The following is a 15,542-nucleotide window of genomic DNA, read 5'->3' as shown; positions in this document are numbered from 1 at the left end:
ACGCCGGGGCGCCGGGGCGCCGGGGCGAGGCGCGGGGTCGGGACGTGGCGTCAGGAGGCGTCGGCCGGTGGGATGTTCTGGTTGAGGCGGAAGAGGTTGCCGGGGTCGTAGTGGCGCTTCAGTTCCCGCAGCCGCCGGTACTTCGCCTCCCCGTAGGCCTGCGCGACCCGGTCCTCGCCCTCCTCCATGAGGAAGTTGGAGTAGACGCCGGTCTGGTAGGGGGCGAGCGCCGACCACAGGCCGCGCGCCCACTCCCGTTCCGCCTCGAACCCCTCGGGGCCCTCCGTCGTCCCGTTGATGTTGAAGGTGTGCCCGGAGGACCGGCCGCCGAAGGCCGTCTCGTCGTCCCCGACCCGCCGGATCGCCCCGCCCAGCTGGAAGATGGGGAAGGCGGTGAGCGGTGACACCATCCGGGCCGTGTGCTCGGCGGTGCGGTCGATGACCTCGTCGTCCAGCCGGTCCACGTCGCAGGACTTGAAGTAGTACCAGCGCCCGCGTGGGAAGGACGGGTCGAACATCGCCTGGTGGGCGGTGAACGGCTTGGGCACGCACAGGTCCAGCAGCGGCGGCGGGCCCGCCTCGCGCAGCGGCCGCAGCACCTTCTCACCGTCCTCGACCGGCCCGGCGTAGCAGCACACCACCATCACCACCGGCCGCCCGTGCAGCTCCCGCGGCATGAACGGCACCGGCGGCACCCGGCGGTGCACGACCGCGGTGGTCAGCTCGTCCGGCACGTCGGTGATCCAGTCCCGGTACAGGCGCAGCAGCCGCGGAGACTCCTCCATCGGCCACAGGACCGGACCCGCGAGGACCACCGGACCCACCGGTTGGAGACGGAACTCGAACTCCGTCACGATCCCGAAGTTCCCGCCTCCGCCGCGGATCCCCCAGAAGAGTCCGGCGTTCTCCCTCTCGCTTGCCGTCAGGAACGACCCGTCGGCCGTGACCATGTCCACCGACAGCAGCTGGTCGATGGTCAGCCCGTACTTGCGCATCAGCCAGCCGATCCCGCCGCCCAGGGTGAGCCCGGCCAGCCCGGTGGTCGTGACGATCCCGGCCGGGACCGCCAGCCCGAACGCCTGGGTCTCCCGGTCCAGCTCGCCGAGCCGTACCCCCGCCTGGGCGCGGACGGTACGGGCCTCGGGGTCCACGCGGATGCCGCGCATCGCGGAGAGGTCGAGGACGATCCCGTCGTCGCACACCGAGTGCCCGGGGAAGCTGTGGCCGCCGGAGCGGACGGCCAGGGGCAGCCCCTCGCCGGCCGCGAACCGTACGGCGTCCATGACGTCCGCGACGCCCGCGCAGCAGGCGACGAGGGCGGGGTGCCGGTCGACCGAGCCGTTCCAGACCCGCCGGTCCTCGTCGTACGTGGGGTCTCCGGGCCGCACCAGCCGTCCCCGGAAGGAGGGGCCCGGCGCAGCCGTGACCGTGGCCATGGCCCCAGTCTGGCACCGCCCCGGGGCGCCCGCACGCCGGCCTCGAAGGGAAGCCGAAGGGAAGCCGAAGGGGCGCCGGGGCCGTGCGGGCCCCGGCGCCCCTTCGGTGGATCGCCGCGTCCTGCAAGGATCGGCCCGCTTCCGGAGTTCCGCCACCCGGGCGGTCCTCCGGTGGGCCGTTCCAGCGGACGGCAGGGGCCGGGGCGTGGGAGGTGACGGCCCCTGCCGTCCTGGGTCACGGGTCAACCGGCGTTGACCCGGAGCTCCTTGATGCCGTTGAGCCAGGCCGCCCGCAGCCGCCGCGGCTCGCCGCCCTCGGGGGCGAGCCGCAGGTCGGGCAGGGTGTCGGCGAGGGCGTTGAAGATCAGGTCGATCTCCATGACGGCCAGGGACTTGCCGAGGCAGAAGTGCGGGCCCCCACCGCCGAAGCCGAGGTGCGGGTTCGGGTCGCGGGTGATGTCGAAGGCCTCCGGGTCCCGGAAGACCTCGGGGTCGTGGTTGGCGGAGGAGTAGAACATCCCCACCCGGTCGCCCGCCTTGATCTTCTGCCCGCCCAGCTCGGTGTCCTGGGTGGCGGTGCGCTGGAAGGAGACCACGGGCGTGGCCCAGCGCACGATCTCCTCCGCGGCCGTCGACGGCCGGGTCGCCTTGTACAGCTCCCACTGCTCGGGGTGGGTGAGGAAGGCGTGCATGCCGTGGCTGATGGCGTTGCGCGTGGTCTCGTTGCCCGCGACCGCCAGCAGCAGCACGAAGAAGCCGAACTCGTCGGAGCGCAGGTTGCCCTCGCCCTCCGCCGCCACCAGCTGCGTCACGATGTCCTTGGCCGGGCACTGCTTGCGCTCGGCGGCCAGGTTCATCGCGTAGCCGATGAGCTCCACGGCCGCGTTGGCGCCGACCTCCTCGGTGATGGCGTACTCCGGGTCGTCGTAGGCGACCATCTTGTTGGACCAGTCGAAGATCTTGGACCGGTCCCGCTGCGGTACGCCGATCAGCTCGGCGATGGCCTGGAGCGGGAGTTCGCAGGCGACCTGCGTGACGAAGTCGAAGCTGCCGTCGCCCGACGCCGCCCGCGCCTCCTCGACGATCTTCCGGGCCCGGTCGCGCAGGGCCTGTTCGAGGCCGCGGATGGCGCGCGGGGTGAAGCCGCGCTGCACGATCTGCCGTACGCGGGTGTGCTCGGGCGGGTCCATGTTCAGCATGATCAGCCGCTGGGCCTCGATCTGTTCGCGCTGGACGTGCGCGTTGAAGCGGATGATCGCCGTGTTGGTGGTCGAGGAGAACAGTTCCGGGTGCGTGGAGACGTACTTGACGTCCGCGTGCCGGGTGACGGCCCAGTAGCCCTCGTCGTCGAACCCGGTGATCCCGCGCGGCTGTGCGCACCACCACACGGGAGCGGTCTGCCGGAGCCGCGCGAACTCCGGCAGCGGGACCCGTTCCTGCAGGAGGTCGGGGTCGGTGGCGTCGAAGCCTTCGGGCAGCACGGGACAGGACATCGGGCGACTCCAAGGTCTGACGAAGGTCTGACGGCCCATCAGAAGTTGGCTCGAAGGTAGTAACGAGTTCTAGAAGTGACAAGGGCCTCCGCGCCAACTGTTGAGTGTGGAATCCGTGGAGGGGGCGTGCAAGACCCTTGCGTGCCGGGGGTCCAGGTCATAAGACTGCGGTAGATAACTAGAACGCGTACTAGTTCGAGCAGGGCGGCAGCCGGGACGGCCCGCCACGCCGGCGCTGTGCAGAGTGTGCAGGAGAGGACGAGCTCATGGCCGCGGAACCCGTCATCGTCGAAGCCGTACGCACGCCCATCGGGAAACGCGGGGGCTCCCTGGCCAACCTCCATCCCGCCTACCTGCTCGGCGAGACCTACCGCGAACTCCTCGCCCGTACCGGAATCCAGCCCGACTGCGTCGAACAGATCGTCGGCGGGACCGTCACCCACGCCGGTGAGCAGTCCATGAACCCCGCCCGCAACGCCTGGCTCGCCATGGGGCTCCCCTACGAGACGGCCGCCACCACCGTCGACTGCCAGTGCGGCAGCTCCCAGCAGGCCAACCACATGGTCGCCAACATGGTTTCCGGCGGGGTCATCGACATCGGAATCGCCTGCGGCGTCGAGGCGATGAGCCGGGTGCCGCTCGGCTCGGGCTCCAAGCACGGCCCCGGCAAGCCCTTCCCGGACGAGTGGAACGTCGACCTCCCCAACCAGTTCGAGGCGGCCGAGCGGATCGCCCGCCACCGGGGCCTGACCCGCGAGGACGTCGACCGCCTCGGCGTCCTCTCCCAGGAGCGGGCCGCCACCGCCTGGGCCGAGGAGCGCTTCAAGCGCGAGACCTTCGCCGTCCAGGTCCCCACGACGGAGGAGGAACAGGCGGCCGGGCAGGGCATGTGGCGGCTGGTCGACCGGGACGAGGGCCTGCGCGACACCAGCATGGAGGGCCTGGCCCGGCTCAAGCCGGTCATGCCGACGGCCGTGCACACCGCCGGGAACTCCTCCCAGATATCCGACGGGGCCGCCGCCGTCATGTGGGCCTCCCGCAAGATGGCCCGCGCGCTCAAGCTCAAGCCGCGCGCCCGGATCGTCGCCCAGGCCCTGGTCGGCGCCGACCCGCACTACCACCTGGACGGGCCCATCGACGCGACGCGGGCCGTGCTGGGCAAGGCCGGGATGTCCCTCAGGGACATCGACCTCGTCGAGATCAACGAGGCCTTCGCCTCCGTCGTCCTCAGCTGGGCCCAGGTCTTCGGACAGGACCTGGAGAAGGTCAACGTCAACGGCGGCGCCATCGCCCTCGGCCACCCCGTCGGCGCCACCGGCGCCCGGCTGATCACCACCGCGCTGCACGAGCTGGAGCGGCGCGACAAGGAGTTCGCGCTGATCACCATGTGCGCGGGAGGCGCGCTGGCCACCGGCACGATCATCCAGCGCCTCTGAGCGCACCGCGCCCGAGGGCGCCTACCGAACCCGTGGGATGGGATGCGAAGGCCCCGGTGGCCGGACCTGGGGAGGCCGGCCACCGGGGCCCTCGTATGCCCTCTGCCACTACGTCGCGTACGGCAGCGGCCGGGTGCTCACCCGGTCGAGCAGGCAGCCCGGGCGGGGCTGACCGTCACGGCGCAGATACCCTCGTAGATCTTGAAGTGTGGAGAAACGTCATGGCGAAAGCAGAGTTCTACGTCTCCGTCGACGTGGAGGCCGACGGGCCGGTGCCCGGGCCGTATTCGATGTCGAGTTTCGGGATGGCCGTCGCGGGGGTTCGTGACGGGGCCGGGTTCCGGGGCGCCGATCCGGCCGAGCGGACGTTCTACGCCGAGCTGAAGCCGATCAGTGACGACTACGACCCGGAGGCCCTGGCCGTCGGCGGGTTGGACCGGGAGCGGCTGGCGCGGGAGGGGCGGGAGCCTGCCGAGGCCATGAACGCGGCCGCCGGCTGGATCGCAGCCGTGGCCGAGGAGTTGGGCGCCACCCCGGTGTTCGTCGCGTACCCGCTCGGCTACGACTGGATGTGGATCTACTGGTACTTCATGCGGTTCGCGGACGGGGGCTCGCCCTTCGGGCATTCGCGCTGCATGGACCTCAAGTCGCTCTACGCTGCCAAGGCCGACGTGCGGGTCGGCGAGGCGACGAAGCGGTCAATGCCCAGTCACCTGCTGTCGGACCGCCCCCACACGCACAACGCCCTGGACGACGCGATCGAGCAGGGCGAACTGTTCCAGAACCTGATGCGCTGGGACGGCGGCCGGGCGTGAGGGGATGAGCACGACACGAAGAGCCGCTCGCCCGGGGTTTCCGGGGGAGCGGCTCTTCGCGTGTGTGCCTGGTGGCTTAGTACCAGTGGTTGGCCTGCCAGAAGTTCCAGGCGCCGACGGGGCTGCCGTAGCGCTCGTTCATGTAGTCCAGGCCCCACTTGATCTGGGTGGCGGGGTTGGTCTTCCAGTCCGAGCCGGCGGAGGACATCTTCGACGCGGGGAGGGCCTGGACCAGGCCGTAGGCGCCGGAGGAGGAGTTCGTGGCGGTGTAGTCCCAGCCGCTCTCGTGGGTGACGATCTTGTCGAAGGCCGCGAACTGCGCCGGGTCCTTGATCATCTGCTGGGCGATCGCCTTGGCGCTCGTCGGGGCGGCCTGCGCGGGGACGGTGGCGAGCATCGAGCCCGCGACGCCCAGGGCGAGGACGGTACCGGCGAGGGTCTTCTTCGAAGCGGCGATGCGGCGGATGACGGCGTTGGACACGGAGGAACCTTCCGACGGGAACAGGGGCGGTCGCGGCGCATGCCGGAGCATGCGTGAGCCACTCACACGGGGGAGAGGGGTTCGACCGGGCGGGGGGCGCTGCGCCCCGGCCGCCGTGGCGACAACACCAGTTAGCCAGGCCCCCGCCGCCCTGGCAATGCCCCCCTGCTACTAACGCCCTTCGGGGGCGGGGCGGAAGGTCCCGGCCCGGCCGTGAGGGTGTTCCCGCTGGTGAGGAGCGGGGCGGGGGGCCGGGGCGGGGGCTACTAGGCGGGGCCGGATGTGACGTGGGTCCTGTGGGCCGCCTCACCGCCCAGCGGCCCGGATGTCACGTTATGTGTCCGCTCGTACCCTGTCGGGTGCGTGGCCCGGGCCACTTCCGGCCGGTGAATCGAAGGAAACGGGCGCGTCGAACGCAGCTTTCCGAGTCGCCCGTCGCAGCGCCCTCAGCACCGTGCCCCCGAGGGTGAGGGTCAGGACGACGGTCAGGGCGGCCCGCCCCAGGTCCCAGCCCAGCGAGGTGGCCAGGCAGTACGCGAGGAAGCGGGCGAGGTTCGCCGGCACGGGGTCACCCGGATGGAAGGAGACGCCCTGGCCCATGCCCTGGAGCAGGACCCAGCCCTGGAGGTTCATGACCGTCCCGTACGCGAACGAGCCCAGGAACCCGTACGCCGCGAGCATCGCCAGCTCGGCCCGCCCCCGGATCGCCCCCCAGGCCCTCGGCTTCGCTCGACCAGGGGGGACCTCCATCGCCCCGGGCAGCAGCCCGGCGCCCAGCGAGAACCAGCCCAGGGCCAGCATCTGGAACGGCATCCACGGTCCGACCCCGCCCGTGAGCAGGGCGGACGCGAACATCGTGACGCCGCCGAGGACGAAGCCGAAGCCGGGGCCGAGGACGCGGCCGCTGAGCACCATCAGGAAGAACATGGGCTCCAGACCGGCCGTACCCGCGCCCAGCGGGCGCAGCGCCGCCCCGACGGCGGCGAGCACCCCGAGCATCGCCACCGCCTTGGCGTCCATCCCCTGGTCGGCGATGGTCGCGATGACGACGGCCACCAGGAGGGGGAGCAGCGCCGCGAACAGCCAGGGGGCGTCCTGGGAGTGGGCCAGACCGGACTGGGCGTCCGCGAGCAGGGGCCAGCCGAAGGCGGCGATGCCGATGAGGGTGACGAGGACCAGGGCCGCGGCGGCGCGGGGGCCGATGCGGACGGGACGGGGGCTCATGGGGTCACCTCCGTGGCCCCTGTGGCCTGCGCGGCGCCCGTGGCCTGGGGGGCCTTCAGGGCGGCGGCCACCTGGGAGACCGTGAGCCAGTGGCCCGGGGCCAGGACCTTCGCCACCTGCGGGGCGAAGGCGGGCGAGGACACCACGACCTCGGCGGTCGGCCCGTCGGCGACGATCTCACCGCCCGCCAGGATGACGACGCGGTGGGCCAGCTCGGCGGCGAGCTCCACGTCGTGGGTGGCGAGGACGATGGCGTGGCCGTCGGCGGCGAGGGCGCGCAGGGTCTCGACGAGGCGGGCCTTGGCGGCGTAGTCCAGGCCGCGGGTGGGCTCGTCCAGGAGGAGCAGGGCGGGCCGGGCGGTGAGGACCAGGGCGAGGGCGAGCGTGAGGCGCTGGCCCTCGGACAGGTCCCGGGGGTGGGTGCCGTCCGGTACGTCGGGCAGCAGGGCGCTGACCAGGGCCCGGCAGGTCCCGGGCACGGCTGCGGCGTCGGCGTCGGCCGCGGCGCACTCGGCGGCGACGGTGTCGGCGTAGAGGAGGTCGCGGGGCTCCTGCGGGACCAGGCCGACCTGGCGGACCATCTCCGGGGGCGGGGTCCGGTGGGGGATGCGGCCGCCGACCGTCACCCGGCCGGTGGTGGGGGCGAGGGTGCCGGTGAGGGCGGCGAGGAGGGTGGACTTGCCGGCGCCGTTGCGGCCCATGAGGGCGATGGTCTCGCCGGGGGCGACGGTGAGGGTGATGTCGTGCAGGACCTCTGCGCGGGCTCGGCGGATGTGGAGGTGGGTGGCGGTGGCCGCGGGGGCGCCGAGGCCGCCGGCGGGGGTGGCGGGGGTTGCCGGCGTTGGCCTGCGGCGCGCGAGGCGGGCCAGCAGGCGGCGGGGGGCGGGTTCGGGGGCGGATGCCGGGAGTGCCGCTGCGCGGAGCCGCTCCCCTCCCCTCCCTGCCACCGTTCCCCGGGGCGCCACACCGGAGTCCCGCACCTCAAGCGCCGACGGGGCCGGGTGGGCCGGGGGTGCCGCGTCGGGGGCCTGGGCCTGGGGCTCCGCGGGGTGAGCCGGGGACGCTGCCTCGGGTGCCGGTGGGGCTGGAGAGGGCAGGGACGTTGCCCCGGGGGTCTGTGCCCCGGGTGTCGGCGGGGCTGGGGTCGGCAGGGGTGCGGCTTCGGGGGGCCGTGCCTCGAACGTCGGCGGGGCTGCGATCGTCGGGGTCTGCGTGGACAGCCGGGCGCGGAGCGGAGCCGATGCGCGGCGGGCGTCGCGGACGGACAGGGGGAGCGGGGTCCAGCCCGCGAGGCGGCCCAGGGAGACCACCGGGGGGTGGACCGGGGAGACGGCCATGATCTCGGACGGGGTGCCCAGGACCGGGGCCGCGCCCGGGGACGGGAGGAGGAGGACGCGGTCGGCGTACTGGACGACCCGTTCCAGGCGGTGTTCCGCCATCAGGACGGTCGTGCCGAGGTCGTGGACCAGGCGTTGCAGCACGGCCAGGACCTCCTCCGCCGCCGCCGGGTCCAGGGCGGAGGTCGGCTCGTCCAGGACGAGGACCTTCGGGTGCGTCGTCAGGACCGAGCCGATCGCCACCCGCTGCTGCTGCCCGCCCGAGAGGGTCGCGATGGGGCGGTCGCGGAGTTCGTTCAGGCCCAGCAGGTCGAGGGTCTCCTCGACCCGGCGGCGCATCACCGCGGGCGGCAGGCCCAGCGACTCCATGCCGTAGGCCAGCTCGTCCTCCACCACGTCCGTCACGAAGTGGGCCCGCGGATCCTGCCCCACCGTGCCCACCACGTCCGCGAGTTCGCGCGGCGGATGCGTGCGCGTGTCCCGCCCCGCGACCGTCACCCGCCCCCGCAGCGTGCCCCCGGTGAAGTGCGGGACCAGCCCGGACACGGCCCCCAGCAGGGTCGACTTGCCGACCCCCGACGGGCCGACGAGCAGGGTCAGCTCCCCTTCCGGAAGGGTGAAGTCCGCATCGCGGAGCGAGGGCTGCGCGGCGCCCTCGTACGTCACCGAGACCTGGTCGAAGCGGATCAACGGGACGGCTCCTCGGACGAAGGGGAGGGGGACGGGGCGGGGACGGGGGCCACGAACGCGGGGAGCAGGCCGAGCAGGACCGCCGCCGCCGGCCACAGCGGCAGCCCCGGGGCCACCAGCGGGACCACGCCCGGCCGCAGCCCCTCGGGGTCCACCGATCCCGCGTGGACGAGGAGGGCCGCCACCGCCGCCCCCGACCCGGCGACGAGCCAGGCCCGCGCCCCCCACCGGTCGGGCCGGTAACGGGTGCGGATGCTGCGCCGCCCGCCCAGCCGCAGCCCCGCCAGGGCCAGGACCAGGCCGAGGCCGAGCAGGGGCAGCCCGTAGCCGGCGCCCTCCGCCGCGAGGAGGGCGTACGTGCCCGCGCACAGGCCGAGCAGGCCGCCCAGCACGAGGGCATTGGTGGTGTGCCGCACCGCGGGCGGGACCTGTGCCGTGCGCCCGTAGCCGCGTGCGTCCATCGAGGCGGCGACGGCCACCGAGCGCTCCAGCGCGCCCTCCAGTACCGGCAGCCCGATCTGCAGGACGGCCCGCACCCCGCCCGTGGGACGGCCGCGCAGCCGGCGGGCCGTCCGCAGCCGGGCCACGTCCGCGACCATGTTCGGCGCGAAGGTCATGGCCACGATCACGGCCACGCCCGCCTCGTACAGCGCGGCCGGCAGCGACTTCAGCAGCCGCGCCGGACTGGCCAGGGCGTTCGCCGCGCCGACGCAGATCAGCAGGGTCGCCAGCTTCGCCCCGTCGTACAAGGCGAAGACCAGCTGCTCGGCGGTGACCCGGCCGCCGAACCGGATGCCCTGCGCCCATGCCGGCAGCGGGAGCTCCGGCAGGGTCAACAGGGTGTGCGCGCCGGGGACCGGGGAGCCCAGCAGGGCGGAGAACAGCAGCCGCAGCCCGATGACGAACAGGCCGAGCCTGACGAAGGCCCCGTAGGAGCGCGCCCACGGGGCCTCGGTGCGGCGGGCGGCGACCACGTACCCGGCGACGCCGATGACCAGCCCGAGCAGCAGCGGATTGGTGGTCCGGGAGGCGGCGGTCGCGAGCCCCAGGGCCCACAGCCACCAGGCCCCCGCGTGCAGGGCGTTGCCGCGCCGTGCCTCGGGAGCCCGCCAGGGCCGTCCCTTCTCGTACGAGGTCCCGCGCGACCCCCGACCGGCCCCTGCGGAGCCGGGCCCGGCCGGGGTCGCGTCTTCGGCCGCCGGACCGTGGGCGGTGCGCCCGGCCTGCGGCGACGTGCCGTCGCCCGGTGGGCCCGCCGGGGCCGTGCCGTGCGGTGGGTTCGGCGGGACGGGGGTCATCGCCTGCGGCGGCGGGACTGCCAGACGGCCGCCGCGCCCAGGGCGGCGACCGCCGCCACGCCCGCGACCAGGCCCGCCGAGGGGCCGGAGCCCCCGCCCGAGGAGGGCGCGGCGGCCGGGGCCGGGGCGGACGCGGACCCGGACGCCTTGGGCTCCGGGTCGGCGATGGGCTCGCCGCAGCCCGACTTCGGATAGCCGGAGACCGCGCACAGCAGCGCCGCGCCGTTGTAGCGCAGCGGCTTCGCCACCGCGGCCAGCGCCTCGGCCGCCGTGGCGTCCGGGGCCACCTGGGCGCAGGCCGTGCGCGGGGCATCCTGCGGCGGGGCCTCCCCGGCGGGGGCGTCCGCGGGCACGCCGAAGTCGATGACCAGCGCCACCCGCTTCTTGCCCTCCACCGCGCCGGTGGCGCCGCAGACGGCCTCGAAGTCGGCTCCGGCGCGCGGCTTGGCCGCCTCGGCGCCGGCGTCCTTGCTCACCGAGAAGCGGAAGCCGAGCGTGGTGCCGTCCGCGGGCCGGGCCGTGGACGGGCCCTCGGTCGCGTAACCCCAGTTCCCGCCCGAGCCCTGCCAGAACGACCAGTAGCGGTAGCTCGCCGCCAGGGCCGGGGAGGCCGCGAACAGGGTCAGCAGCAGTCCCAGGGCGGCCAGCAGGCCGACAAGGCCCCGCGTACCGGCCAGGCCCCGCGAACCGGCCAGGCCGCGCGTACCAGCCAGGCCGCGCGTACCGGCCAGGCCCCGCGAACGGAGGCGGCTCACAGCTCGTTCTTCTTGCGGCGGCCGCTCAGCAGGATGCCGATGCCCATGCCGGCCGCGGCGCCCGCGCCGATGATCCACCACAGGTTCTGGCCGCCCGAGCCGGTCTTGTCGGCCTTGTTCTCCACCTTCTGCGCCTGCGCGTCCGGCTGCTGCGGGGCCGGGCCGGTCGCGTTCAGCGCCGCCACCAGGTCGACGCCGCCGAAGGCCTTCGGGTCGGTGCCGGTGGCGTGGGCGGTCAGGACCAGGGTGGCCAGGGCGGCCGGGTTCCGGTTCGACCAGGAGGCCGAGTTGTTCTTCAGCCACTCCAGCGCGCCCGACGCCGCCTGCCGGTGTCCGGCCGCCGCCAGGGCGATCACCGCGTCGGCGGTGTTGCCGGTGTCCGGGGTCGGCTGGTCGGCGCCGGGGGTGACCGCCGTGAGGTGGCCGTCCTTCTTCAGGGCCTCGGCCAGGTAGCCGGCCGCGGCCTGGGCGGCGGCCGCCGGGTCGGCGGCGCCCGCCGGGCAGGCCAGCGCGGCGGTGGGGGTGTCCGTGGTGGCGGGCTCGACGAGGGCGCCCTTGCCCAGGCCCGCCAGGACGGCGGCGGCCGTGGCGTCGGCGTTGGCGGCGAGCTTGCCGTCGGCCGGCTGGTACCCGAAGGCGCCCCGGTCGGCGGCCGGCTCGGCGGAGCAGCCCAGCTGGAAGGAGAGCAGGCCGTCGTAGGCGGACTTGCCGGCCTTGGACTTCACCTCGGCGGGCTTCTCGCCGGCCACCGCCAGCGCGCTGATCACGATCGAGGTAGAGCTGCCCTCGCTGGGGGATCCGGGGACGTAGGCCCAGCCGCCGTCCTCGTTCTGGACGGACCTCAGCCAGTCCGCGGCCTTCTTGACCTGCGCGTCCTTGCCGCCGAGGGCCTTCAGGGCCTGGACGGCCACGGCGGTGGCGTTCGTGTCGAACACGGTCGTCGCGTCACAGGCCTTCGTGGCGTCCGCGCGGAACGAGGTGAAGCCGCCGTTCGCGCACTGCTGGCCGGTCAGCCAGTCGACGGCCTGCGGGGCGGGCTTCTCGCCGACGGTCTGCTGGGCGAGCAGCGCGAAGGACTGGCGCCACACGCCGTCATACGAGGGGTCGGCCTTGCCGAAGAGACCCGAGGGGATGACCGGCGGCGCGGAGGGGGCGGGCGGCGGCGTGTCGGCGAGGGCTGCGGGGGCGGCGCCCACGCAGAGCACGGCGGAGGCGGCGAGCGCGGCTGCGCTGCGGCGGACGTTCATGGCGGGGCGGGTGCCTCTCGTGCGGGGAGCGGGAGACGGGCACGCGCGGGCACCGGGCTCCGGCTCCGTTTACCTCGACGGTGCCGGCCGCCGGGGGCTCCGGCGGCACGAGCCGCGCACCTCCGCTACGGGGCGTTCCGGCTCCCCGCCCCGCGAGCTGCGGGCCGGGTCACGGTTGCGGGTCAGCGCCGGATTCGCACCGGCTTCCCCCCGTACGGAAGTGTGGACGACGGCCTCACTCTACCGGCCCGTACCCCGCGGGCCCCGGGGCGCCGGACCCCGGCAGCCCCGCCCGGCGCCGCTCACACGGCCCGGTACGCCACCGGGTCGGTGCCCGGGACCGCCTCGGCCCGGCCCTGTTTCACCAGCCGCCGCAGGTGGGCCTCCGCTTCGGAGACGGCGATGTTCCGCGAGCCGTACGGGATCTGCTCCCAGGGCCGGTTCCACTCCATCCGCTCCGCCAGGGCCCAGGGGGTCAGCGGGTCGGCCAGCAGCCGCCACAGTCCGTCCAGCCGCTCCTCGTGGTGCGCGAGGAGTTCCCGGACGCGGGCGGGGGCGTCGGTGAAGGCGTGCTGGTGGGCCGGGAGCACCTCGGCGGGCTCCAGGCGGCCGACGCGTTCGAGGGAGTCGAGGTAGTCGCCGAGGGGGTCGGTGACCCGGGTGTCCTCCGGGTCCTCGTACAGGCCGATGTGCGGGGAGATCCCGGGCAGCAGGTGGTCGCCGGAGAACAGCCGGCCGTTGCCGGGCAGGTGCGCCGGGTGGGCCTCCTCCAGGTGCAGGCAGACGTGACCGGGGGTGTGCCCGGGCGTCCAGATCGCGCGCAGCCGGCGCCCGGGCAGCGCCAGCAGCTCCCCGGGGACGATCTCCCGGTCGGGGACGGCGGCCCGCAGCCCGGGCAGGGTCCGGGCCCGGCCGCTCTCCCGGAGCGCCCGCAGGGGTGCGACGTGCTCCTCGGGGGCTCCGGCAGCGGCCAGCTTCTCGCCCATGTAGTCGAACCAGTGGCCCGGATCGGCCGAGCGGGTGCGCAGGACGACCTCGGTGTCGGCGGCGTGCATGGCGATCCACGCCCCGGAGGCCTCGCGGACCTTCCCGGACAGGCCGTGGTGGTCGGGGTGGTGGTGGGTGATGACCACCCCGTGCACGTCGGCGGTGGCGATGCCCAGCGCGCCGAGCCCCGCGGTGAGGGCGTCCCAGGAGTCCGGGTCGTCCCAGCCGGTGTCGACCAGGACGGGGCCGGCGTCCGTGTCGAGGACGTGGACGAGGGTGTGTCCGAGGGGGTTGTCGGGGATGGGGACCTTGATGCCCCACACACCCCCGCCGTGGTCGGTGACCTGTGACATGACCTCTGACATGGGGGCTCCCTGGCCGGCTCGGTCCGCTCTGACGAGAACGCGTTCCAGTAGTAGCCCAAGTCGACCGTCCACCAACAGTCCTGACCTGTCATCGGATCTTCCGCGGTCCCCGTCCCGACCGTGGACTCCTGGAACTAGAACTGGTATCAGTTCTGCGACATCGGTGAGAGCGTGCGCAGCCCCTGGAGGCATCGGACATGACCGAGCTCGTGGAACACGGACAACTGTTCATCGGCGGGGAATGGACCGATCCGCTGGGCACCGGCACCATCCGCGTCGTCTCCCCCCACACCGAGCAGGTCATCGGCAGCGTCCCGCACGCCTCCGAGGCCGACGTCGACCGCGCCGTCGCCGCCGCCCGCAAGGCCTTCGACGAGGGCCCCTGGCCCCGCCTCACCCTGGACGAGCGCATCGCCGTCGTCTCCCGCATCAAGGACGCCATCACCGTCCGGCACGAGGAGGTAGCCCGCTCCATCAGCTCCCAGAACGGCTCCCCGTACTCCTGGAGCGTCCTCGCCCAGGCCCTCGGCGCGATGATGGTCTACGACGCCGCCATCACCGTCGCCCGCGACTACCCCTACGAGGAACGCCGCCAGGGCGCCCTCGGCCCGATCCTGGTGCGCCGCGAACCGGTCGGGGTCGTCGCCGCCGTCATCCCGTGGAACGTCCCGCAGTTCGTGGCCGCCGCCAAACTCGCCCCCGCGCTGCTCACCGGCTCCTCGGTCATCCTCAAGCCCTCGCCCGAGGCCCCGCTGGACTCCTTCATCCTGGCCGACATCGTCCGCGAGGCCGGGCTGCCCGAGGGCGTGCTGTCGGTCCTGCCCGCCGACCGGGAGGTCAGCGAGTACCTGGTCGGACACCCCGGCATCGACAAGGTCGCCTTCACCGGCTCGGTCGCCGCCGGCAAGCGGGTCATGGAGGTCGCCGCCCGCAACCTCACCCGGGTCACCCTCGAACTCGGCGGCAAGTCCGCCGCCGTCATCCTCCCGGACGCCGACCTGGAGGCCGCCGTCGCCGGGATCGTCCCCGCCGCCTGGATGAACAACGGCCAGGCCTGCGTGGCCCAGACCCGCATCCTCGCCCCGCGCAGCCGCTACGGGGACGTGGCCGAGGCCCTGGCCGCGGCGGCCGGAGCCCTCGTCGTCGGCGACCCCCTCGACCCGGCGACCCAGCTCGGCCCGCTCGTCGCCAAGCGCCAGCAGCAGCGCTCCCTCGACTACATCCGCATCGGCCAGGAGGAGGGCGCCAAGCTCCTCACCGGCGGCGGCCGCCCTGCGGGCCTGGAGCGCGGCTGGTACGTCGAACCCACCCTCTTCGGCGACGTCGACAACTCGATGCGGATCGCCCGCGAGGAGATCTTCGGCCCGGTCGTCTGCCTGATCCCCTATGGCGACGAGGCAGAGGCCGCCCGTATCGCCAACGACTCGGAGTTCGGCCTCAGCGGCAGCGTCTGGACCGCGGACACCGACCACGGCATCGACTTCGCCCGCCGCATCCGGACCGGCACCTTCAACGTCAACACCTTCAGCCTCGACATGCTCGGCCCCTTCGGCGGCTACAAGAACAGCGGCGTGGGACGCGAGTTCGGCCCCGAGGGCCTGAGCGAGTACCTGGAGCACAAGATGATCCACCTGCCGGCGGGCTCGTGATGGGCGACCGCTGGCAGGTCGAGGTGGACCGGGGCGTCTGCATCGGCTCGGGCATGTGCGTGAACCACGCCCCGGACGCCTTCACCCTCGACTCCGCCCGCCAGTCCCACCCCCGCACCCCGGAGACGGACGCCAACGAACCCACCCTCACGGCGGCGGAGGGCTGCCCGGTGGAGGCCATCCTGATCACCCTCGCGGCCACGGGGGAGCCGGTGTTCCCGCCGGAGGACTGACGGCAGGAGGGCCGGGGCCGCCCGGCTCCGGCCCGACATGCCGCACCACCCGACATGCCCGACCGGAATATCCCATTTCGCTAACTTGTCGCATCA

The 15,542-nt window shown here is 74.0% G+C and carries 13 protein-coding genes and 1 riboswitch; of the genes, 4 read left to right on the top strand and 9 right to left on the bottom strand.

The annotated features are described in order from the left end of the window. Window positions 1–50: 50 nt before the first annotated feature. Window positions 51–1,436: an FAD-binding oxidoreductase gene (locus tag BX286_RS12290; protein ID WP_121014972.1), complete on the bottom strand. Its 1,386-nt coding sequence runs from the start codon at window positions 1,434–1,436 to the stop codon at window positions 51–53. 242 nt (window positions 1,437–1,678) lie between these two features. Next, window positions 1,679–2,929 carry a cytochrome P450 gene (locus BX286_RS12285; RefSeq protein ID WP_100863712.1) on the bottom strand — a complete coding sequence of 417 codons (1,251 nt, stop codon included), beginning with the start codon at window positions 2,927–2,929 and terminating at the stop codon, window positions 1,679–1,681. A gap of 266 nt (window positions 2,930–3,195) precedes the next feature. Between BX286_RS12285 and BX286_RS12280 the strand changes: the two genes are divergently transcribed. After that, on the top strand, window positions 3,196–4,365 hold the full coding sequence (locus BX286_RS12280) for a steroid 3-ketoacyl-CoA thiolase (protein WP_079426562.1): 1,170 nt from the start codon (window positions 3,196–3,198) through the stop codon (window positions 4,363–4,365). A gap of 221 nt (window positions 4,366–4,586) precedes the next feature. Beyond that, a complete protein-coding gene (locus BX286_RS12275; RefSeq protein ID WP_187344126.1) occupies window positions 4,587–5,180 on the top strand; it encodes an exonuclease in 594 nt (197 codons plus the stop codon). Window positions 5,181–5,256: 76 nt separating this feature from the next. Here BX286_RS12275 and BX286_RS12270 read toward each other — a convergent pair whose 3' ends face one another. From BX286_RS12270 to BX286_RS12240, 7 genes are all read right to left on the bottom strand, one after another. Beyond that, a complete protein-coding gene (locus BX286_RS12270) occupies window positions 5,257–5,661 on the bottom strand; it encodes a transglycosylase SLT domain-containing protein (RefSeq protein ID WP_237292811.1) in 405 nt (134 codons plus the stop codon). Between the two features lie 333 nt (window positions 5,662–5,994). Continuing rightward, window positions 5,995–6,885 (bottom strand): ECF transporter S component, encoded by an 891-nt coding sequence (locus tag BX286_RS12265; RefSeq protein ID WP_121014971.1) that lies wholly within the window; start codon window positions 6,883–6,885, stop codon window positions 5,995–5,997. Continuing rightward, window positions 6,882–8,912, bottom strand: coding sequence for an ABC transporter ATP-binding protein (locus BX286_RS12260; RefSeq protein ID WP_121014970.1), 2,031 nt, complete (start codon window positions 8,910–8,912; stop codon window positions 6,882–6,884). Before BX286_RS12260 ends, BX286_RS12265 begins: the two co-directional genes overlap by 4 nt. Then, window positions 8,909–10,210 (bottom strand): energy-coupling factor transporter transmembrane protein EcfT, encoded by a 1,302-nt coding sequence (locus BX286_RS12255; protein WP_261993405.1) that lies wholly within the window; start codon window positions 10,208–10,210, stop codon window positions 8,909–8,911. The genes BX286_RS12260 and BX286_RS12255 overlap by 4 nt, the downstream gene beginning before the upstream one ends. Then, window positions 10,207–10,887: an SCO2322 family protein gene (locus BX286_RS12250; RefSeq protein WP_121017623.1), complete on the bottom strand. Its 681-nt coding sequence runs from the start codon at window positions 10,885–10,887 to the stop codon at window positions 10,207–10,209. The genes BX286_RS12255 and BX286_RS12250 overlap by 4 nt, the downstream gene beginning before the upstream one ends. Window positions 10,888–10,961: 74 nt before the next feature. Then, a complete protein-coding gene (locus tag BX286_RS12245) occupies window positions 10,962–12,212 on the bottom strand; it encodes a prenyltransferase/squalene oxidase repeat-containing protein (RefSeq protein WP_121014969.1) in 1,251 nt (416 codons plus the stop codon). Window positions 12,213–12,342: 130 nt separating this feature from the next. Then, window positions 12,343–12,422, bottom strand: a riboswitch (cobalamin riboswitch). 92 nt (window positions 12,423–12,514) lie between these two features. Further along, window positions 12,515–13,552 carry an MBL fold metallo-hydrolase gene (locus BX286_RS12240; protein ID WP_121017622.1) on the bottom strand — a complete coding sequence of 346 codons (1,038 nt, stop codon included), beginning with the start codon at window positions 13,550–13,552 and terminating at the stop codon, window positions 12,515–12,517. Window positions 13,553–13,761: 209 nt separating this feature from the next. Between BX286_RS12240 and BX286_RS12235 the strand changes: the two genes are divergently transcribed. Continuing rightward, the gene (locus BX286_RS12235; protein ID WP_121014968.1) at window positions 13,762–15,213 is read left to right on the top strand and encodes an aldehyde dehydrogenase; all 1,452 of its coding nucleotides are present in this window, start codon (window positions 13,762–13,764) and stop codon (window positions 15,211–15,213) included. Then, window positions 15,213–15,446 carry a ferredoxin gene (locus tag BX286_RS12230; RefSeq protein WP_045951372.1) on the top strand — a complete coding sequence of 78 codons (234 nt, stop codon included), beginning with the start codon at window positions 15,213–15,215 and terminating at the stop codon, window positions 15,444–15,446. The genes BX286_RS12235 and BX286_RS12230 overlap by 1 nt, the downstream gene beginning before the upstream one ends. Window positions 15,447–15,542 lie beyond the last annotated feature (96 nt).

This window comes from Streptomyces sp. 3211.6 (genome assembly GCF_003634815.1).
Lineage (GTDB): Bacteria > Actinomycetota > Actinomycetes > Streptomycetales > Streptomycetaceae > Streptomyces > Streptomyces katrae_A.
Note: the sequence above shows the minus strand (reverse complement) of the source record. Positions and strands in the feature narration are given on the sequence as shown.

Bases quoted from the DNA above. Each gene is read 5' to 3' on its own strand.
- BX286_RS12285 (WP_100863712.1), bottom strand. From the start codon at position 2,929: ATGTCCTGTCCCGTGCTGCCCGAAGGCTTCGACGCCACCGACCCCGAC.
- BX286_RS12240 (WP_121017622.1), bottom strand. From the start codon at position 13,552: ATGTCACAGGTCACCGACCACGGCGGGGGTGTGTGGGGCATCAAGGTC.
- BX286_RS12275 (WP_187344126.1), top strand. From the start codon at position 4,587: ATGGCGAAAGCAGAGTTCTACGTCTCCGTCGACGTGGAGGCCGACGGG.
- BX286_RS12280 (WP_079426562.1), top strand. From the start codon at position 3,196: ATGGCCGCGGAACCCGTCATCGTCGAAGCCGTACGCACGCCCATCGGG.
- BX286_RS12245 (WP_121014969.1), bottom strand. From the start codon at position 12,212: ATGAACGTCCGCCGCAGCGCAGCCGCGCTCGCCGCCTCCGCCGTGCTC.
- BX286_RS12230 (WP_045951372.1), top strand. From the start codon at position 15,213: ATGGGCGACCGCTGGCAGGTCGAGGTGGACCGGGGCGTCTGCATCGGC.
- BX286_RS12255 (WP_261993405.1), bottom strand. From the start codon at position 10,210: ATGACCCCCGTCCCGCCGAACCCACCGCACGGCACGGCCCCGGCGGGC.
- BX286_RS12290 (WP_121014972.1), bottom strand. From the start codon at position 1,436: ATGGCCACGGTCACGGCTGCGCCGGGCCCCTCCTTCCGGGGACGGCTG.
- BX286_RS12235 (WP_121014968.1), top strand. From the start codon at position 13,762: ATGACCGAGCTCGTGGAACACGGACAACTGTTCATCGGCGGGGAATGG.
- BX286_RS12265 (WP_121014971.1), bottom strand. From the start codon at position 6,885: ATGAGCCCCCGTCCCGTCCGCATCGGCCCCCGCGCCGCCGCGGCCCTG.